Source organism: Wolbachia endosymbiont of Wiebesia pumilae, from assembly GCF_017869285.1.
Classification (GTDB): Bacteria; Pseudomonadota; Alphaproteobacteria; order Rickettsiales; family Anaplasmataceae; genus Wolbachia; species Wolbachia pipientis.
In genome coordinates, this window is sequence record NZ_CP054557.1 from 965,196 (window position 1) to 985,979 (window position 20,784).

Genomic DNA, 20,784 nt, shown 5'->3' on the forward strand with positions numbered 1-20,784 from the left:
AATCAACACTAGAATTTCACAGAGAAAAGCTCCCCGGGCCGGATTCGAACCAGCGACCAATTGGTTAACAGCCAACTGCTCTACCACTGAGCTACCGAGGAATAAACCTTTTTTAATTTACCATGTTGAACGTTGGTTGTAAACGTTTTTTGTGTAGACTTTAAGTCCAACTGACCCATAGAAACAAAAAAACTTACTTGACAAACTCCGCCAGCCCTCTTATCATGAAACTGAAGCTATTGTATTTGCTTTCGCCAATCTGCAGATTAAAAGGTAAGGATTACTTAATGTATCGGCGTCTTATGTTCAATTTTTTGCAGTATATAGATACTGTATGTCTTTACAAAACTTCATCTACATCTAGATTTTTATCTAAATAAGCTGAACGCGCTTATAAAGCGTTACAAGACATCAAAAAATGCCAATACTCGACAGAGATAGTAAAGGACTAGCTAACTCGGGGATTCTTTGTCTTTTTTTCTGCTTAGTAAATTTCTTAAACATTTGCAGCATAGGTTAGTTGCAATTAAAAGCAGCTAAATCTTGCTTGTCAAGCGTTTAAAACATAAAAAACGCCAATATTTTAAAGCAGATAATAACCCCAGGGCTTCTTTTGCCTTTTTTTTCGTTTGGTAAATTTCTTAATGTTTATGGCTAAAGATTGCACGAATGTTGCAATTACAAAAGCGTTTCTACTAGGAGGGTGTCATCCCAGTGTCAGCTACTCGGATGACATTACAGGGGGCACTGGGATGACATCATAGGGGCGCTGGGATGACATCATAGGGGGCTACTTGGCTGACAACCGTCATCCTGCTACGTGTTAGCGGGATCTCTTGTTAGCGCCGCGGCGGTATATTTGTCATCCCGCTAGCGGGATCTATTTTGAGAGATACCGCGAATGAATCGCGGTATGACGGTTTGTGGCGGTATGACGATAAGACACAAAGCCTAATGGAAAAAACTGCGAACGCCAGTGAAAAACATAGCAATTTTATTTTCATTTGCAGCTTTTATCACATCTTGATCTTTTAGCGAGCCGCCGGGCTGAATTATAGCTGTAATTCCATGTTTTGCACTTTCTACTATGCTATCTGGGAATGGAAAAAATGCATCTGAAGCAAGCACTGCACCTTTACATTTTTCACCTGCTTTTTTCACTGCAATGTTCACACTATCTATTCTGCTTGTTTGCCCTGCGCCGATGCCAATAGCACAACCATCTTTTGCTATAACTATTGCGTTGGATTTCACATGTTTACATATTTTCCAGGCAAAAATAAGATCTTCCTTTTCTTTTTCTGTTGTAGTGCACTTTGTTACTTGTTCTGCTTTTATTGTGTGGTCATTATTTTCTTGCACCAAAAACCCACCAACAACATTTTTAATTTGGTATTTCACATTTTGTTGGAAAGATTTATGAATAATCACTCTTAAATTTTTCTTTCTTTGTAAAATTTTTAGTGCCTCATTGTTTACCGATGGTGCTATCACTACTTCCAAAAATATCTCGTTTAATTTTTCTGCTAGCTTTAAATCTATCTCCCGATTTAAGGCAACTATGCCACCAAAACTGCTTACTTCATCACATGATAGAGCCTTTTCATATGCCTCCAAAGCATTATTACTAACAGCAGCGCCACATGGGTTATTGTGCTTGATTATCACTGCTGCAGGCTCTTTAAACTCAGAAATTATGTTAAGTGCGGACTCTATATCTACTATATTATTATAACTCAACTCTTTTCCATGTAGTTTTTCCAACGGATATTCTGTAAATTGATTACTATAAAATGCAGCTTTTTGATGGGGATTTTCACCATACCTGAGTTCTTGTACTTTATGCCCATATAGTGCGAAAAACTCTGGCAACTCATTATTTTTACTCTGGGATAAAAACCAACTGTGAATATTAGAATCGTAGTGTGCAGTGAGAGCAAATGCTTTGGTTGCTAAATATTTTCTATATTCCAATGTTGTTTCATTGTTATTTTTTATCATCTCAGCTTTTAGTGCTTCATAGTCTTGAATGCTAGAAATAACTGAAGTAAAACGAAAGTTTTTTGCTGCAGCTCTAATTAACGCCACCCCGCCGATATCAATTTGTTCTATAATTTGCTCTTCATTTGAGCTGCTACTTACTGTCTCCCAAAATGGGTATAGGTTAGTTATAAGCAGGTCTATTGGCTCAATACCTAGATTTTGTATTTCCGTTTTGTGTTTTTCTCTATTGCAAAGTATGCCTCCATGAATTTTAGGGTGTAAAGTTTTTACTCTACCACCCAGTATCTCTGGAAATTGTGTGTAATCTGAGACCTCTTGTGTTTTTATTCCTGCACTAGATAGCACTTTATAAGTATTGCCCGTTGAAAGAATTTCTATTTGTTGCTGCGTTAAAAACGATGCAAGATCAATTATATTCGTTTTATCGTATACTGATATTAAAGCTCTTTTTATTTTCATTTTTATATGGAAAGTTTTTTAAGATTATATCTAAGAAAAGGAAATTTAGCTATTACATTTCTACACTAATTTAAAGCAGCCTATTCTATAAATTTTTTTACCATGCTTGATTTCAAGCCACGAATAAAATCTTCAATACTGCAAGGATTTCTCCCTTCCATTTGTACAACTTTAGGAATTAAAGTGCCACCTTTTAAACTTATGTGCATATTATCATTAACGATCTTGCCTTGTTCTGAAGCGAGAGCTTCAAAGTCAGCATCAAGTATCCTGATACGTTTATTCTCTATCTTGATGAATGCTTTTGGGTAAAACGCTTTAACCTTTCTATAAGCAACTTCACAGGCATCACTTGCATAAATTTTATAGTCTTCCACTTTGTTAGCGTAACATGCATCATTATCATTCTGCTCTATAGGAACCTGTTTTTCAATTTCATTTAACACCTCAAGCAGTAAATCACTGCCTAATTCAGACAATTTATCATGCAATGTCTTATAGTTATCGTTCTTTTCGATAAGAAATTTTTCCTGTTTTAAAATAGGGCCGGAATCTAATCCTTCATCCAATTGCATAATGCTAACCCCGGTTTCTTGATCTCCTGCTAAAATTGTGTGCTGTATCGGGGCTGCACCACGCCACCTTGGTAGTAATGAAGGATGAATATTAATACAACCATATTTTGGAATATTCAAAATTTCTCTTGGAAGTATCAATCCATACGCAGCTACAACTGCAACGTCTGGTTTGAAATTTCTAAATTTTTCCTGCTCTGCCGAGAACTTTAGAGAGATAGGAGTACATACCTCTATGTTACTTTCTTCAGCGATAACATGTACTGGAGATTTCGTTGGCTTCTGTCCACGCCCTGAAGGTTTTGGAGCCTTGGTGTATACTGCCACCACTTCGCTCTTTGATTTCAGTAACAAGCTCAGAGAATTAACAGCAAATCCTGGTGATCCCATGAAAATAATTCTCATGGTGTTTTTGCTTTAAGAATTCTCCGCTAATTTACCACTTACAGTTTCTACTAATTTGGCAAAATCATCCTTATAATTAACTGCCATCTCAGCAAGAATTTTTCTATTTAAATCAATGCCGGCAAGTGTAAGACCATGCATAAACCTACCATAAGTAAGCCCATGCTCTCTTGCTGCTGCATTAATACGTATTATCCATAAGCTACGGAAATCACGTTTACGGGTTCTTCTGTCTCTATAAGCATATTGCAGTGCTTTTTCAACTCTTTGTAATGCAATTCTATAACAACTTTTTGCGCGCCCTCTATAACCCTTTGCCAGTTTCAATATTTTTTTATGACGAGCGTGAGTAGTGACTCCACGTTTTACCCGAGCCATTTTATTTTACCTCCATTTTGTTAAATACCGTAAGGCATATGAAGCTTAACTATACGCGAGTCAGATTTACCAAGAATCGTTGTACCGCGCTGATTACGAATATTAGATTTACTTCTCTTTACCATGCCATGCCTTTTGCCTGACTGAGTAGAAATAACTTTACCCTTAGCTGTAAGGTGAAAGCGCTTTTTCACAGAAGATTTGGTTTTTAATTTTATTTTCTTCATATTCCAAATAAATTTACAAGCACTACTATTGAGTTCTTTAATAGTAATTAAGCATTAGTATAAATAATTTTATTAAAGAATCAAATTAAAATTGTATATTAAAGGAGTTTAAAAGTAATTACGCCCAATATGTGTGTTATACCTTCTTTATTCCCAAGTGGCAACAATACTTGCCTCATTTTAACACTTTCACTTTCTTCCTCTTCATTGATCGGGCATTTACTCTCTATTACAGTATCAAGTTTATCAATAACTGCATCTATTTTATATAGTCGCAAAAATGGTGCATCAATTGCATACTTATTATCAATGCGCGTCTTTTTCTCAAAACCATAGAATTCAACAGCCTTTTCTCCTGCATTTTCACAAATATAACCTTGATCCTTGACTTCAATGACAAAACAATGCTGCCATGATTCCATTATTTCTGCAGTGTCTATTTCATGCCTTTCTGGCCAATCTCTGTCTGATCCTTTTATGTCATTCCAGTGTTGAGTCACCACATTTGCTATTCTTTTTTCTTTGCCTACATAAATTTCCATTCCAATTTCCACATATAAAACACAGATATGAGGTAAATTTATCGTGAATATATTGATTTTTTCTTACCACAAGGTGCATGTCACTAGAAGTTCTGAGATCTAGAGAGTGGTATTGATTTTATTTCCATTACAACTTATTATTTATAGATAACCTCAATAAAAACGATGAAGCTAAACGAAATCAGAGAAAGATTTATAAAATTTTTTGTAAATAATGACCACGAGCGGGTTTCTTCTTCTCCTTTGATTCCAGAACATGACCCAACGCTCATGTTCACAAATGCTGGTATGGTGCAGTTTAAAAATATTTTTACTGGTGCTCAAAAAACTGAAATGAAACGTGCTGTCTCAAGTCAAAAGTGCCTAAGAGCAGGCGGTAAACACAATGATCTGGAAAATGTTGGCTATACAACTCGGCATCACACATTTTTTGAAATGCTCGGAAATTTTAGCTTCGGTGATTACTTTAAGGAAACTGCGATAGAATTTGCGTGGGAATTTATCACTAAAGAGTTATCTCTTGATAAAAACAGACTATCCATAACCGTCTACCATACTGATGATGAGGCGTACGAGATTTGGCGTAAGATAAGTGGCTTTTCAAGTGATAAAATCATAAGAATTACAACGGATGATAACTTTTGGAGTATGGGAAGCACTGGTCCGTGCGGTCCATGTTCTGAAATTTTTTATGACCATGGGAGTCCTAATTTACAAGAGGACGATAGAATTGTTGAAATCTGGAATCTGGTATTCATGGAGTTTAACAAAGATGAAGAAGGTAATTTACACAAATTGCCAAAAAAATGCATCGATACTGGAATGGGCCTTGAAAGAATAGCGGCTGTTATGCAAAACGTCCATGATAACTATGATATTGATCTATTTTCTGCTCTGATAAGTAAATCACAAGAGTACTGTGGAAGAACGGAAAATAAAATAGCGCATAAGATCATAGCAGATCATCTTCGCGCGGCTGCATTTCTCATCGCAGAAGGAGTGCTTCCTGGAAATGAGGGCAGGAATTACGTATTACGCAGATTAATTAGGAGAGCCACACGTTATATTCACCTGCTTGGATATAATGATTCCCTACTCCATCGTATTTTTCCAGTGTTGATAGATAGCACGAGTTCGGCTTATATGGGAGCTGAATTAGTCAGAGCTAAAAGCTTAATAGAAACGACGTTAAAATCAGAGGAAGAAAACTTTAAAGACACTTTGATGAAAGGTATCAATCTCCTGGAGAAATTCACTACAGATTTAAAATCGGGCGATACTTTGCCTGGAGAATCAGCGTTTAAGCTATATGACACCTACGGATTTCCTTTGGATATTACACTTGATATTTTAAAAGAGAAAAAAATAAATTTTGACCAGAAGGGTTTTGATGATGCAATGGGAGAACAAAAAGAGAGAGCACGTGCTAAATGGGCTGGATCTGGTGAAAAATCTGTTGAGCAAGTATGGTTTGATTTGATCAATAAATTTGGCAAAACAAAATTTGTTGGTTATGAGTTCAATGAAGTAAGTGATGCGAAAATACTAGCTATAGTTTCCTCTAAAAATGAAGTAATTGATTCTGCAAAGGAGGGAGAAAAGATAACCATTATACTTGATAAAACACCTTTTTATGGCGAGTCAGGTGGACAAGTGGGAGATACTGGCAGTCTGATCAAACCTGGTAGAAGTATTATTATAGTCGAGAATACCAATAAGGTTAATGACCTATATTTGCACAGATGCATAGTTAAATCTGGCTCAATGTGTAAAGGTGACACAGTTACAGCAAGCATAGATAAGGAAAGAAGGCAAGCCTTAAGAAGAAATCATTCAGCTACACATCTTCTGCACTTTACACTCAGAAAAATTCTAGGTGATCATGTCACTCAAAAAGGTTCCCTAGTTGCACCAGATAGACTGAGATTCGACTTCAGCCATAACACTCAAATGACTCAAGATCAGTTGTTTTGGGTAGAGGATATGGTAAACTCTCTAATCAGAGAAAATCTTTCCGCATCTACAAAAATTCAAAGCATGAATCAGGCAATAGACGAAGGAGCTATGGCGTTATTCGGCGAAAAATATAGCGATCAAGTAAGAGTAGTGAAGATTGGAGATTCAAGGGAACTGTGTGGTGGCACGCACGTTGAACATACTGGAGAAATCGGTTTATTTAAGATAGTAACAGAGAGTTCTGTTGCTTTTGGAGTGAGGAGAATTGAAGCTTTAACTGGTCAGGAAGCAATCAATTATGTACGTGATAATGAAATTAACTTAAAAAAAGTTGCAGAATTCGTAAAAGCGCCAGTGAGTGAAATAACAAGCAGATTAAGTATTTTAAGTCAAGAACACAAAAAATCCGAAACCAAAATAAAAAACCTATATAAAAAGCTTGTGAGTGCAGAGAATATAAAAAGCACCGAAATAAATGGAATAAATTTTATAAGCCACACTTTCACTGATATTCCAGCAAATGTAATAAGAGAGTTTGTTTTGCAGCAACAAAAACCAAAAACGGTAATAGCTTTTACGGCAACAGAAAAAGATAAAACAGTCTTGATTATTAAAGTAAGTAAAGACTTAATCAATAAGATTAGCGCAAAAGAACTAATATCCATAGCAGTTAAAAAGAACTGTGGTGGGAATGCTGAACTTGCACAAACAGGCTGTGATAGCAATAAAATAGATGATGCCATTACAGCCATTTATAGCAAAATAACAGTTTCTAAGCACTCTACGTCATACCACCACGAACCGTCATACCGCCGCGGCGCTAACAAGCAGCGGGATACTTAACCATCGTCTACACCGTCATACCGCGATTCATTCGCGGTATCTCTTAGCCGCTAACAAGAGATCCCGCTAACAAGCAGCGGGATGACGAATTACTATGCCGCCGCGAACCGTCATACCGTTGCAAACCGTCATACCGCGATTCATTCGCGGTATCTCTTAGCATAGATCCCGCTAACAGGTAGCGGGATGACGGTTGTCAGGCTAGCTGTCATCCAAGTAGCTCGACTACTTGGATCCAGGAAAAAGAATGGTGTCATGAAAGTAGCTGACACTGATTCCTTTATGATGGTGTCATCCCAGTGCCCAGACACTGGGATCCAGGAAACTTAATTGCAAGTAATGCATTGGATTTGGTGAGTATGGGTTTTGCGTTATAGAATGAAGCACTTTTGGTGAATTTATAAAGAAAGCTGGATCCCAGTGTCAAGCACTGGGATGACAAGGTATAAACCTTATCGTCATGCCGCCGCGAACCGTCATACCGCGATTCATTCGCGGTATCTCAGCCGCTAACAAGAGATCCCGCTAACAAGTAGCGGGATGACGGTTGTCGTTCAGCCACAAACATTAAGAAATTTACTAAATGAAAAAAAAGGCAAAAGAAGCCCCGTGGTTATTATCCGCTTTAAAATATTGGCGTTTTTTATGTTTTAAACGCTTGACAAGCGAAATTCAGCTGCTTTTAATTGCAACTAACTTACGCTGCAAACGTTTAAGAAATTTACTAAGCAGAAAAAAAGACAAAGAATCCCCGAGTTAGCTAGTCTTTTACTATCTCTGTCGAGTATTGGCATTTTTTGATGTCTTGTAACGCTTTATAAGCGCGTTCAGCTTATTTAGATAAAAATCTAGATGTAGATGAAGTTTTGTAAAGACATACAGTATCTATATACTGCAAAAAATTGAACATAAGACGCCGATACATTAAGTAATCCTTACCTTTTAATCTGCAGATTGGCGAAAGCAAATACAATAGCTTCAGTTTCATGATAAGGGGGCTAGCGGAGTTTGTCAAGGAATTCTTATTAAAACTAAAGAGCTCAAATGAAAGGAGGTAAACTCTAAAGTATACATTTAGTAGCGCTTTCTATGAGAGAAATCGTATTACCTATTCCGTAAAGCTTTATGAAAGATCCCATTCTTGGACCGGTTTTTTGGCCAAGTAACGTTTCATATAATAGCTGAAACCAGTCACGTAAGTTGGTGTAATCGTATTTTTTTCCAATAGAAAATACCTGAGATTGAATTTCTTCAGCAGTAGCAGTTGTAGATAGAGAATGTAAAGTGTCCTTCAAATCTAGTAACGCTGCTTTTTCTTTTTCATTTGGAGTTTTATATGATTTTGTTGGCTTGATAAAATCGTGATAATACTTTACTGCAAAGTCTGAAAGTCTATCAAGCATTTTATTATTTTCTGGTGTAACGTTTGGTGCATAAGAGGATATAAAACCCCATAGGATCTCTTTGTTTTCAGCATTACAAGCTGCTGCTAGGTTTAAAAGTAGTGAGAAATTTATGCCTGAAGTTTCTATACTGGGAACATTGCCCTGGTGAATGTGCCAAGCAGGATTATTTATATCCTTTTCTTTGTTCTCATGATAACGCTTTACAAATTCTAAATATTCATCAGTTGATTTTGGTATCACATCAAAATATAAACGTTTAGCTTTTTTAGGACTCTGAAAAATGTACAATGCTAAGCTCTCTGTTGGTGCGTAAGTTAGCCACTCTTCAATTGAAATGCCATTTCCTTTTGATTTTGATATTTTCTTTCCTTCTTTATCAAGGAAAAGCTCGTAGCAAAACAGAAGTGGTGGCTTTTCTCCAAGTATTTCACATATTTGACTTGAAAGCACAGCAGATGGAGTTAAATCTTTTCCGTGAGCTTCGTAATTTACTCCAAATGCGGCCCACCTCATTCCCCAATCAGGTTTCCATTGCAGTTTACATTTTCCTTTTGTCACTGGAACTTCTATTTTTTCCCCGTTTGGGTCTTCATATGTGATTGTTCCTTTCTCTGTATTTGTTTCAATTACTGGAACTTGTAAAACTTGAGAAGTTTTTGGGCATATTGGCAAGAATGGACTATAAGTCTGCTGTCTTTCTTCCCGAAATGATGGAAGCATTACGTCCATCACTTTATCATAATTTTTCAGTAAGAGTAAAAGTTTTTCATCGTAAACGCCAGATTTATAACACTCTGTTGCACTCCTGAACTCGTATTCAAATTCAAACATATCAAGAAATTTACACAACAATGAATTCATATGATGACCATAACTCTGATGAGTGCCAAATGGATCAGGTATCATAGTCAATGGTTTATTTAAGTGCTCTCTTAGCATCTCTTGATTTGGCACATTATCTGGTATTTTTCGCAAACCATCCATATCATCTGAAACTGCAATGATTTTGGTTTTTATACCAGGAGCTATTTTTTTTAATGCATTTACAATAACTGTAGTGCGGAAAACCTCTCCAAAGGTTCCTATGTGGGGTAAACCAGAGGGTCCATAACCAGTTTCAAATATTATTTCTTTTTTATTAGGAAACTCTTGCAATATTTTTTCTGCTTCTTGAAATGGCCAATTTGTCATTATCGGGATTAAATAATGTATCTTAACTTAAAGTGCTACTAGTTTCAATGGATTTTTAATATAATGATATAGTATTAGTGTTAGAGCTATTATTAGAAGGTTAAAGATATGTCCACAGGTAGTATACAAACAGATCAATTATTTAAAGGTCTTACAAGACCTGCAATGCTCTTTGGTGTGAGTTATATGTTTGCAATATTAAACGTCCTGATTTGCATGCTAATTTTCATTAATTCAAATGATTTAAGAGTGATTCTCTTAATGTTACCAGGTATACATGGACTTGGTTATATAGCTTCTGCAAAAGAACCGTTGTTTATTGAATTATTTATGGTAAAATTGGGAAAGTGCTCGAAATGTTTAAATCGTTTTTACCATGGAGCCAATTCTTATGATATTGCTTAACGTTGTGTGATGCTGAGGTTTAGGGCTATTCAATCAAAGAATAAATCTACTCTGAACAGGGAAGTTCACGCTGCTGAATTTATTCCTTATTCTTGCTATTGGAATAGCACAACCTTGATGACAAAAGAAAATTGGTTGGTTAAGGTTATAAAATTAAGTGGTTTTGCATTTGAAACTGCCGATGACGAGGATTTAGTCATACAGAACAACATCAGGAATCAGATGCTAAGAAGCATTTCATCTCCGGCATTTAGTTTGTATTTTCATACTATCAGACGTAAGAAAAATATTTTTTCTGATGAATTTGCAAGTCAAGGTTTGCCGAATTTTTTCGCTAATCACGTAAATCTAAAATGGAGAGAAAAACACGCAACAAGGCAATCATTTATTAATGACCTATACATTACGATTATCCGTAGAGCGGACACAAAAGGAGTAGAATTTTTGTCACATCTACTAAAAAAATTCGGACATGTAACTTCAAAACATGCTTGGGAAAGTGATATACGTGCCACGTATGAAGATTTAGAGGAAACGACAAATCGTGTAGTGACAAGCCTTAGAAATTATTCGCCTAAAATTCTTGGAGTAAAAGAAACTCCAGATGGTTTGTTCTGCGAAATAATGGAGTTTCTATCTAGAATCGTAAATTGTGGCTTCGTTACAAATACGCTTTTTCCGCTAAGAACTGAAATATCAAGATACTTACCAGTACATAGGTTATTCTTTGGCCGTAAGATGATACAGGTTGTGACTCATAATGAGAGTAAATATGCTGGAATAATTAGTATCAAAGAATATGGAAATCATACTTCTGCAGGAATGCTTGATTCGTTTTTACAACTTCCTTACGAGTTTATAATTACGCAATCTTTTCAATTTATAAACAGGCAAATGGCGATTGGAAAAATGCAGATACAGCAAAATCGAATGATACAGTCTGCAGATAAAGCTATTTCTCAAATAGCAGAAATTTCTCAAGCGCTTGATGACGCAATGAGTGGTAAGATTGCGTTTGGTCAACATCACCTGACTATTTTATGTATAGAAAAAAGTCCTAAATCATTGGATAACGCTCTGTCGTTGGTAGAATCAGAGCTTTCTAATTGCGGTGTTTACCCTATACGTGAGAGAGTTAACCTTGAACCAGCATTTTGGGCGCAAATTCCTGGTAATTTCGATTATATAGTGAGAAAAGCTACAATAAGTAGTCTTAATTTGGCTGGATTTGCATCTCAACATAATTATCCTACTGGTAATAAATTCAATAACCACTGGGGAGATGCCGTTACAGTTTTTGACACGACATCTGGTACTCCATTTTTTTTCAACTTTCATATAAGGGATGTTGGACACACTATGATAATTGGCCCAACTGGTGCTGGTAAAACTGTTTTAATGAATTTCCTGTGTGCCCAAGCGATGAAGTTTTCTCCAAGGATATTCTTTTTTGATAAAGATCGCGGTGCAGAGATTTTCTTAAGAGCACTTAGTGGTATCTATACTGTAATAGAACCAAGAACTAAAACAAATTTTAATCCTTTACAACTTGATGATACCTCTGATAATAGAACATTTTTAATGGAGTGGATAAAGTCTTTAATTTCGGTATATAATGATAAATTTACTTCAGAAGATATTGCACGAATTAATGATGCAATTGAAGGAAATTTTAAATTAAGAAAAGAAGACAGATTCTTGAGAAACCTCGTACCGTTTTTAGGGCTTGCAGGTCCTGATACTCTAGCTGGGGCAATATCTATGTGGCATGATAATGGTTCTCATGCTGCAATATTTGACAATAAAGAAGATTTGCTAGATTTTTCACGAGCAAGAGTATTTGGTTTTGAGATGGCTAGCTTGCTCAAAGATCCTGTTGCTCTTGGACCGGTCTTGATTTATTTATTTCATAGGATTAGTATATCTCTTGATGGCACTCCATCTATTATCGTTCTTGATGAGGCATGGGCGTTAATAGATAATCCAGTTTTTGCACCCAAGATAAAAGACTGGTTGAAGGTACTGAGAAAACTAAATGCTTTTGTGATTTTTGCTACTCAGAGTGTTGAGGATGCAAGTAAAAGTACTATTAGCGATACGCTTGTACAACAAACAGCGACACAGATTTTTTTACCAAATCTGAAAGCTACTAGTGTCTATCGGGATGTTTTTATGTTAACTGAACGTGAATATATATTAATTAAGCACACAGATCCGAGTACTAGATTCTTTTTGGTGAAACAAGGAGTCAATGCTGTAGTAGCTAGAATAGACTTAAAAGGCCTGGATGATATAATCAACGTATTATCCGGACGTGCAGAAAGTGTTCTATTGTTACACGATATATTAAATGAAGTTGGGGACAACCCAAAAGTATGGTTGCCTATATTTTATCAGAAGGTAAAAAATGTTTAAGACTAAGCTGTCATTGCTATTAATTGCGATATTTTTACTAAATATAGACTTTTTACTCTCATATCCAGTGCTTGCAGATGGAGTAAGTGGTACTGACAAGACAGAATTTGTTAGCAGATTTAATTCCACTGGCAGTTTTAGTCGTGCCTCTAATCCTGATTGTGGAGCGTTTAAAACAGCTGCAGCACTTGCTGGAATAGCGATTGCTGTTGGCGCAATATTTACTGGCATTGTTTTGATCGTTTCTTCTGCTGGTTTGTTTACCGCTCTTGTTATTGTTGGAATGATAGCTGCAATTGTTGGAGTCTGGAAAGCGATAGGAGGGCTTGTTGTTTGTGAACATAGTTTTGTTAAACACCCAGTTGCACGTGATCATGATGGAAAATACAAAAATTTTAAATTAGAAGACACAGGTTATAGTGGCTGCACCAATGAAAATTACCAAACAGAAGAGGAATATTTTTCTTGTTTGCAAAATAAAGCTCGGGAAGACGTGAACAAAAAAGATTATGACGGGAAAAGAGCAGAAAAAGAAGCCTTAAATTCTAACGTTCAGGAGAGTACAGAGAGTTATTACTGGCCAAAAAATGGTGTGCAATACAGTGAATATATAGAAGTATGTCATCGAAACCCTTTAACTTTTGGTAATCTTTTTAATAAGGTAGACTTTAATTCCAGAGGAAAACCTGGATACATAGACTTTGATGTCAGGGAGAAAGACACTGGATACGTAGATGGGTCATGGTCCTCGAAGGTTGATGGTGGTCTGGAATGTAGAGTTCTCAAAGCAGGACAGAGCGAACCCATACATGGAGCTACATTCAAAGCAGTGAGAAAAACGGGCAGATTATGTGTGGAGTTAGCCAGTGTTAGCATGCTTGGTATCGAAATGACTCCTTGGCCGCAAGGGGTTGATATGGGGTGCACGGAATTGCCACCTGACCCACTTGCTCCTATGTGTGAAAAATCTGTGATGATATTCAAAAATAAAGATGGTACAGGAGAGGAAAAAGTTCCTATTGGTAATAATGATGACTATAAAACTATTATCAGATCTAAAGAAAAAAGACTCAACGGACAAGGGGGGAAAATTTTTGTAGGTTATGATAATGCTGGCTGTTTTAGCTCGTATGTTTCTGAAGCTTGTTATAACCAGGCAGGGAGTAAATCATTAGCTCCTATTCCCGTAACTTCTATGATAGTGCAATGCATTAAGGAATCGTTAGATAATTTAGTTGCAGGTAAAGGTGCACCAAATGGTGAGAGTTTTATATCTGTAGCACAGAAAAGGCTGAAAAACACTGTAACTGCTGTTTTAGTTTTAGCTTTAATACTGTTCTCTATAAAAGCCATGTCTGGTGGAGTTCAGAGGCCTCAAGAAATGTATATGTTGATCATAAAATTCGCTTTAGTGATTTACTTCACAACAGGCAGTACCATGTCTCATTATTATGGAGAATTAACTCGTCTCTCAAATGGTTTGTCAGAGATAGTGCTAAAAGCATCATCTGAAAGTAAAGGCATATGTAATTATAAAGCAGGTACAGATTATGAATATACTCGTGCAGGAAAGAGGGTATCTTACAGTTATCTTGCACCTTGGGATAGGCTTGATTGTAGAATTTTATTTTATTTAGGTGCCCCTTTAGATGGAATTGGTGGCAAAATTGGTACTGGAGGTGTTGCAACGTTAGCAGTCTTGCTTGGTGCTGCTCCTGTCTTATTAGTTGCAGGTTCGGTAATCGGTATTATTTTTGCTGGTGGACAAATTTTAGTAGCTCTTGTCTGTATATTTATGGCCGTTCTGATGATGATGGTTATTTTGTGGCTGTGCTATGTATTTATTTTATCTCTAGTTGCTTTAAGTGTAATCATCATTTTATCACCTTTGTTCATTCCTATGGTTTTATTCCAACACACCAAAGGATATTTTGAAGGCTGGGTGAAAGAGTTGATTACCTATAGCTTATACCCGGTTATCCTTTTTGCGTTTTTGTCCTTTATGTTCATAGCATGTGATAAAATCTATTTTAAAAATTTAAATTTTGAACTGGACGAGTTATATAAAAATGAACAACCGGACAAGTCATATGAAAAGAAACAAGCAGAAATCTCATATAGTAAGAAAAAACAGTGGTTTAAATTGAAAGATGGGGAATGTGATAAAAATGAAACTACTCTTGCATGTATGATGCAAAATTATAGCTTTAAAAAGAGCAGCATACTTGGTCTATTCGACTTTACATACATGGAGTTTGGCAGCTCTCTCATCGGAGAATTATTAAAATTGTGTTTAGTATTATTCCTCTTTTACCACTTTTTAAACATTCTTCCTGGCATGGCTGCTGAACTTGCTGGTAACCATAGAGCAGCACTTGGCTCAGGTCAGACACCTGGACAAATGGTGGGCAAAGCTTTATCTGCTGCCAAAGCTGCTGCTGGGGGTGTTGCTGGAGTTGCTGGTGCTGCTGCTAAGAAGTTGAGTGGTGGAGACAAGAGTAAATCTCGAGGTTCTGGTTCTAGTAGCTCCGAGAGTGTTAACAAAAGCACTGAATGAGTTGGATTTATGCTAAAATTTTTGCTGATAATACCGTTTTTTTTTCTGTCAGGCTGCGGGGAACATCACTGTATTAAGCCAGAAAATTTATCAGGTTTGCGTGAAAAACTAGATATAGTGTCAACAGAGCAGAAATGGGTTGATTCTGGTGTTAATATCTCAGATAGAATAAGAGTAACAGAGATTGATATAGTGCCTAGTAAGGTTAATTTTTGTCCTAAGCAGTATGCAGATTTTGCAATTGGGCCTGGGAGAAATGACGTTGCATTACCATTTGCACTTAAAAAAGGCGATACGATAAGCTTTAGTGTGATTGGAAGTAAAGTGTGTAAAGATAAAGAGAGTGAGACAAAAATCAGGTATTTGAAAATCGACGAAAAGTGTAGCGAGCAAGAAACGGAACATTTTGCACATGTTTTAAATCAAGAGAAATGCCAAGGTGGCAAGGATGGGATATGTCCTAATAAATATATAATAGGCGATGCGCAATGGTTGAGTGGAAGAGAGTACTGGTTTTCGAAGTTAGATCAAGATGAAAGAAAAAAGGAAATTGAAAATATTATTAACTCTATAAAACAAGGAGAGAATATAGATTGCAGTAAGCTTTCAGAGAGCAGTGCAAGTAAGATAGATACGCACATTTTAAATTCACTCTGTAGACGTATATGTAAATTTTCTTCTGGTCGTAGAGGCGAGGATTGCGTGTATATTGAATATAATAATATAGAAATTGAGCTATTCAATGCTTTAAATTCTAGTGGTGAATCTGTTGTTGCTGAAATTATTAGTAACGTATTAAAGGGAAAACAGGTAAAAACTGACATTACATTTCTAAAAGTTGGTATGGATAATGAAACTCTTGAACACATTCCAGGTGGTGGTTTATGTACTAGTTGTGATCATAAGATGGAGAATGACCATCAAATACCAAGTTTAACTTTTAGTCTATGTAGCAGAAATGACAAGAGCTGCTACAATACAAATGACAAAGGCGGGTTCAACATAAGAGTAACGAAGAACCATAGTCTGGAAAATAGCTTGTATATAAGTGTTTCCGATAAATTCCCTGAGCATAAGCCTGGTGAAAATCAAGCGGATATATCTGTAGATATCAGCAAAGTTCATGACATGGAAAACTTGAAAGGAAAATTAAAAGACAAAACAGGCACCATATATTACGGAATAAGAGACCATGGCTGCGATTACAAAAATGAAGGTCAATTTAGTATTAACCTAACAACTAAAGAGCCACCTACAAAAACTTTTAGTGCAATATATAATTTCTTTGATGAAAAAGTGAAAACTGCATTTTTCGGCTCTAATTATAAAGACCCTAACGCAATTCACTCTGATACTAGTCCTGTAAAGTCTCTTTACGAAAGTTTTATAAAATCAAGCAGAACAAATACCATTAGATCTACTATAATATCACTATTAGTACTATATATAATCTTATATACTCTTTATTACTTTTTTGGATTAACTCATATTTCTATATATGAGTTTTTAATTATATGCGTAAAGATAGGAATCATCGCCCAGCTATTGCAGGATAATAGCTGGGACTTTTTTTATAACAACGCATTCTCTATATTTATTAACACTCCAAAACAACTAATAGAAATAGCAAATTTTAGAGGCACTACTTCAAATGTTTTTGAGTTTCTTGATTTGCCGCTCAATAGGTTCTTGTCATCGCATTCAGTATTGTTAATAGTATCTCTTATATTTTCTGGCCCTTTGGGCATTGTATCTTTTTGCTTGGTGATTTGGGGTTTAATCACAGTGAGCTTATCTATTTTTAATGCCTTATTTTCTTTTATTACATCTATAGCAATAGTTGCGTTATTGCTTTCTTTAGCACCTATTTTTATTATTTGTCTTTTATTTGCGTATACTAGGCAGATGTTTCACAACTGGGTTAAAAATTTAGCAAGATTTGCGATTCATCCAGTAGTGCTTTTAATTTTTATATCACTGATAAGCCAGGTTATGGATTATATTGTGTATTCAGTATTTGATTTTGAGGTCTGCTCTACATGTATACTTAATATTAACTTAAAGATTTTTAACCCTTGTATTTTTTATGGTTATGCTTCCAAATATACACCTAATATTACCGCTATGATGGCTTTTGTTATTTTGGGACACGCTATGAAAGCTTTAGTTGAAGCTTCTTCGACAATATCTGACTCGTTGTTTGGTGCTTATGTAGCAAGCGAACCTGGAAGACAGTATCAACAAAGCTTAATGGGAACAGTAGGGTTAGATGAACAAAGCGTTCAAAGAAGAGAAAGAGGAGGTGCTTCTCAACAGTCAGGTACGTCAAGACCTCAAATACCACAAGGGACTCAAAGGTCAACGCCTCAGATACCACCACCAGGAAGACAGCAATGATAAGTAAAAGATCACTATTGTTGATACTGTGTCTTGCAATCACTGGTTGTAACATGGATTGTGTCGAACCTGGGTTGCAGAGCAGAAACACTAGTGTTAACGTGGATGTTCCAGTTCATAAAGCTGGTGAAGAAGTTAAAATTCATTGGGTTGATTCTGGTCAAGTAATTAGTAAGGGTGAGGAAATCAAATTCACCCTCGATGGATCAGTAAATTTTTGCCCTTTTAAAGAAGACAAAAATCCAAGGAAAGTACTTGTGCCAGCTAGCTTTTGTGCTGATGGCTCAGAACCAAATTATAGTAAAGCTGCAAATATTAACGATGTGCCTAATAATTATGGCGTTGATGAAAAAGGCGTAAATAAAAACGAATTGTGCGGTGGTAAAGGATTTGGCAGCAATAGACGTTATGTAGACACTGGAATTAAAGTAAATCCTGGTGATAAGTTAAGCTTTAGCTTAGTTCCCAGAAAAATAACAATTGATTATGACAATCCAGGAGGGAAAGGTATCAGCTTTGATGACAATTGTTATAGAGCTGAAGAAGGAGGTGAAAAAGTGTCAGCAAGTGAAATATTGAATGTTAGCAAGCAAGAGGGAGAGGAATTTTTTTGTGAGGGCAAGGATGGAAAGAGAAATAAAATAAAATTTTTACCTCTTGATAAAACAAAAGCAAAGGAAAGCAAAGTGCTAGTTGGCAATGGGTACACTCCATATGATAATAAGGTACATTTTAATAAAGGTTATGTTAAAAACAACGAACCATGGATACATGGCTCGCTGTTCGATTTACGCCGAGCTAAAATAGGATTGAATGAGTTATGTGATGGAAAAAACTGTAGTTTGGATGAGAAAAAAAAGTACAGTTCTTATGAGCTTAATTGTTACTATCAGAATATATGCTATACTAGAAAAGGTATATGGAGCTATGATTCAGGTCGAGCAGGAGAACGGAACTGTGTCTCCTCTATAAGGTATAAGAAGTACGATAAAGGAAATAAATGTGATATGTATTCTTATCTAGAAAAAATGGAAGGGAATGTTAAAGCAGGTAGTTTTACTGAAGATGATAAATCTTGGGCTGAGGCTCTTGTTGCAAAAATTGGTGATCTTGGTGATCAAGATACTGATAAAGGTATGCAATGTCTTCCAGATAATGAAGTAGGTGCAAGAAAGGATAATGTGTGTTCGCAAATTAGTGACAATTTCGAGGATTTTTCTCTGAAATTAAATAGTGACTATGCAGTAAATGACAATGTAAAATATGGTAGTAGTGTGATGCTTGCTATAGCAGATTATGGTTACTATGGAGCTAATAGGGGCGGGTACCATGTTAAAGTGACTAGATCGTGTGAATATATCAATGGTGAAAAACTGTATGTGTATTTGGGTGATAACCCGCCAGGGGATCCATCTGCTCCAAAGACTAATGATTTCAAAAAAGTAGAGCACTTAGATAAAACAAAGGATAAGGTATATTATATAATAGATGGAGGTCTTTTAACAGATGAATGCAAAGACAAAAAACCTATAACAGATGAATGCAAACCTAAGAAGATATATTTCGGCATCAATGTAAGCAACGTAGAGAAAGATGACATTACGGACAAAAATGGCAAATATTACGAAAACAATAAGTATAGTGTAACTTTATTTGTCAAAAGAAAAATTAATGATTTTATTTCATCGAATGTAAACGGGGTATTTAAATTTATAAAAGAAGAAGTAATTGGGGACAGCGTTAAAGATTCATACAAAGGATATGCAAGAGGTCTTCTTCAGGGGGTAAGAGCTTTACTTACTCTATACGTTATATTTACTGTCATTGGCTATATGCTTGGAACAATACAGCTAAGTAAATTTGATTTCATTGTAAGGATGTTCAAGATAGCATTTATAGCTTTTGCCTTTAGCGATAGAAGCTGGGAACTCTTTGGTACAACTTTATCCAGACTTTTTGTAGATGGTAGCACTTATTTAGTTGATAGCTTTTCTGGCTATATAGGGGAAGGGGGGAGAAAATTTGCATTCTTAGACTTGACAGCAGGAGTATTATTCACAACAGAAACTTGGCTAAAGTTTTTATCGTTGATGCTCTCTGGTCCTTTTGGCTTTATTGCATTTTTGGCAATACTCTATGCTACTTTTATGTTCTTAAAATGCATTATTAGCGCTACGTTTAAATATGTAATATCTACTGTTCTAGTGGCGTTTTTACTGTCATTAACACCTTTATTTATCGTATTTATTCTATTTCAAAAGACTAAACCCTTGTTTGATAATTGGATAAAAACGTTGGCTCATGTTTCATTAGAACCAGTCATTTTATTTTCATTTTTATCTCTTTTAAATCAGTTGATGTATTCAGTTTTATATAACCTCACAAATTTTTCTGCATGCTATCAATGTTTAATTAGCGTAAATTTCTTATCGTATGATCTGTGCTTGATGAAATCAATACTGCCTCTTGGATACAGTCCTGGCACTAGCGTTGATGTTGCACTCAGTACCGGAGAAAGGGCTGGTGGACACTTTGCAGCATTACCTATAGACCTAATCCAGGCGTTTATATACCTCATTATTGCCGGTGCAATGGAAGCTTTTGTTTCTATATCGGAAACTATGGTACAAACACTATTTAGCTCTGGTTATGGAGTTACTGGCGGTGTTGGTACAGTTGCTAAGAGCGCATCGCAAGCTATGCTGTCAACCGTTGGCCTTGATGATAAGACCCAAAGTATGATACAGAGTATCAAGCAGAAAATGAGTAAAGATCGGGGAAAAATTGAGGCTAAATTACCTAACACACCAAAGCAACCAGACAAAAAAGAAGATTCTAAAGGAAGTTCTGATAAAACAACGAGTGATAGACCTAAAACATTAAAACAATCAGATCAGCAAAAAAATTCTGATGAAACAATAAGAAGTGATCCTAGTGCTAAAGCTAAAAACAAGGAAGAAAATGGAGAGGAGTAAGATATAAATGATATTATGGAGTAACTAATTAAAAAGATATTTTAAGTAA

General features: G+C 36.0%; 13 protein-coding genes and 1 tRNA gene. 7 read left to right on the forward strand and 7 right to left on the reverse strand.

Annotation, left to right across the window (positions count from 1 at the left end; translation table 11 throughout):
• Positions 1-29 precede the first annotated feature (29 nt).
• The 6 genes from HUB92_RS05115 to HUB92_RS05140 form a co-directional block, all read right to left on the reverse strand.
• Positions 30-101: transfer RNA gene (locus HUB92_RS05115), tRNA-Asn, on the reverse strand.
• 850 nt (positions 102-951) lie between these two features.
• Positions 952-2,463, reverse strand: a complete 1,512-nt coding sequence (purH, locus tag HUB92_RS05120) for a bifunctional phosphoribosylaminoimidazolecarboxamide formyltransferase/IMP cyclohydrolase (protein ID WP_209472590.1) — start codon at positions 2,461-2,463, stop codon at positions 952-954.
• Positions 2,464-2,543: 80 nt separating this feature from the next.
• Positions 2,544-3,443, reverse strand: coding sequence for a methionyl-tRNA formyltransferase (gene fmt / locus HUB92_RS05125; RefSeq protein WP_209472592.1), 900 nt, complete (start codon positions 3,441-3,443; stop codon positions 2,544-2,546).
• 12 nt (positions 3,444-3,455) lie between these two features.
• Positions 3,456-3,821, reverse strand: a complete 366-nt coding sequence (gene rplT, locus HUB92_RS05130) for a 50S ribosomal protein L20 (RefSeq protein ID WP_006279340.1) — start codon at positions 3,819-3,821, stop codon at positions 3,456-3,458.
• 20 nt (positions 3,822-3,841) lie between these two features.
• Complete coding sequence (gene rpmI / locus HUB92_RS05135; protein WP_007548610.1) at positions 3,842-4,048, reverse strand: 50S ribosomal protein L35; 207 nt, start codon at positions 4,046-4,048, stop codon at positions 3,842-3,844.
• Positions 4,049-4,146: 98 nt separating this feature from the next.
• A complete protein-coding gene (locus HUB92_RS05140) occupies positions 4,147-4,590 on the reverse strand; it encodes a PAS domain-containing protein (RefSeq protein ID WP_010962890.1) in 444 nt (147 codons plus the stop codon).
• Positions 4,591-4,755: 165 nt separating this feature from the next.
• Between HUB92_RS05140 and alaS the strand changes: the two genes are divergently transcribed.
• Together alaS and HUB92_RS05150 are read left to right on the forward strand one after the other, a co-directional pair.
• Complete coding sequence (gene alaS / locus HUB92_RS05145; RefSeq protein ID WP_209472594.1) at positions 4,756-7,389, forward strand: alanine--tRNA ligase; 2,634 nt, start codon at positions 4,756-4,758, stop codon at positions 7,387-7,389.
• A gap of 186 nt (positions 7,390-7,575) precedes the next feature.
• Entirely contained in the window at positions 7,576-7,719 is a 144-nt protein-coding gene (locus HUB92_RS05150) for a hypothetical protein (RefSeq protein ID WP_153801319.1), read from the forward strand.
• A gap of 731 nt (positions 7,720-8,450) precedes the next feature.
• On the opposite strand, the gene HUB92_RS05160 is transcribed toward HUB92_RS05150, so the two are convergent.
• Positions 8,451-9,986, reverse strand: coding sequence for a lysine--tRNA ligase (locus HUB92_RS05160; RefSeq protein ID WP_010082403.1), 1,536 nt, complete (start codon positions 9,984-9,986; stop codon positions 8,451-8,453).
• Positions 9,987-10,094: 108 nt separating this feature from the next.
• Between HUB92_RS05160 and HUB92_RS05165 the strand changes: the two genes are divergently transcribed.
• Genes HUB92_RS05165 through HUB92_RS05185 form a run of 5 tightly spaced genes read left to right on the forward strand, consistent with a single transcriptional unit; the run spans position 10,095 to position 20,735 of the window.
• Positions 10,095-10,391, forward strand: coding sequence for a type IV secretion system protein VirB3 (locus HUB92_RS05165; RefSeq protein ID WP_007548615.1), 297 nt, complete (start codon positions 10,095-10,097; stop codon positions 10,389-10,391).
• A 9-nt stretch (positions 10,392-10,400) separates the two neighbouring features.
• A complete protein-coding gene (locus tag HUB92_RS05170) occupies positions 10,401-12,806 on the forward strand; it encodes a VirB4 family type IV secretion/conjugal transfer ATPase (RefSeq protein ID WP_010962886.1) in 2,406 nt (801 codons plus the stop codon).
• Positions 12,799-15,363, forward strand: a complete 2,565-nt coding sequence (locus tag HUB92_RS05175) for a TrbL/VirB6 family protein (protein ID WP_209472596.1) — start codon at positions 12,799-12,801, stop codon at positions 15,361-15,363. Before HUB92_RS05170 ends, HUB92_RS05175 begins: the two co-directional genes overlap by 8 nt.
• Positions 15,364-15,372: 9 nt before the next feature.
• Positions 15,373-17,760, forward strand: a complete 2,388-nt coding sequence (locus HUB92_RS05180) for a TrbL/VirB6 family protein (RefSeq protein ID WP_208571613.1) — start codon at positions 15,373-15,375, stop codon at positions 17,758-17,760.
• Complete coding sequence (locus HUB92_RS05185) at positions 17,757-20,735, forward strand: TrbL/VirB6 family protein (protein WP_209472598.1); 2,979 nt, start codon at positions 17,757-17,759, stop codon at positions 20,733-20,735. The genes HUB92_RS05180 and HUB92_RS05185 overlap by 4 nt, the downstream gene beginning before the upstream one ends.
• Positions 20,736-20,784: the final 49 nt, after the last annotated feature.

Excerpts from the sequence above, each read along its gene's own strand:
- HUB92_RS05140 (WP_010962890.1), bottom strand. The coding sequence starts at position 4,590 with ATGGAAATTTATGTAGGCAAAGAAAAAAGAATAGCAAATGTGGTGACT.
- HUB92_RS05160 (WP_010082403.1), bottom strand. The coding sequence starts at position 9,986 with ATGACAAATTGGCCATTTCAAGAAGCAGAAAAAATATTGCAAGAGTTT.
- HUB92_RS05170 (WP_010962886.1), top strand. The coding sequence starts at position 10,401 with ATGCTGAGGTTTAGGGCTATTCAATCAAAGAATAAATCTACTCTGAAC.
- HUB92_RS05180 (WP_208571613.1), top strand. The coding sequence starts at position 15,373 with ATGCTAAAATTTTTGCTGATAATACCGTTTTTTTTTCTGTCAGGCTGC.
- HUB92_RS05150 (WP_153801319.1), top strand. The coding sequence starts at position 7,576 with ATGACGGTTGTCAGGCTAGCTGTCATCCAAGTAGCTCGACTACTTGGA.
- HUB92_RS05185 (WP_209472598.1), top strand. The coding sequence starts at position 17,757 with ATGATAAGTAAAAGATCACTATTGTTGATACTGTGTCTTGCAATCACT.
- HUB92_RS05175 (WP_209472596.1), top strand. The coding sequence starts at position 12,799 with ATGTTTAAGACTAAGCTGTCATTGCTATTAATTGCGATATTTTTACTA.
- purH (WP_209472590.1), bottom strand. The coding sequence starts at position 2,463 with ATGAAAATAAAAAGAGCTTTAATATCAGTATACGATAAAACGAATATA.
- rpmI (WP_007548610.1), bottom strand. The coding sequence starts at position 4,048 with ATGAAGAAAATAAAATTAAAAACCAAATCTTCTGTGAAAAAGCGCTTT.
- fmt (WP_209472592.1), bottom strand. The coding sequence starts at position 3,443 with ATGAGAATTATTTTCATGGGATCACCAGGATTTGCTGTTAATTCTCTG.
- rplT (WP_006279340.1), bottom strand. The coding sequence starts at position 3,821 with ATGGCTCGGGTAAAACGTGGAGTCACTACTCACGCTCGTCATAAAAAA.
- HUB92_RS05165 (WP_007548615.1), top strand. The coding sequence starts at position 10,095 with ATGTCCACAGGTAGTATACAAACAGATCAATTATTTAAAGGTCTTACA.
- alaS (WP_209472594.1), top strand. The coding sequence starts at position 4,756 with ATGAAGCTAAACGAAATCAGAGAAAGATTTATAAAATTTTTTGTAAAT.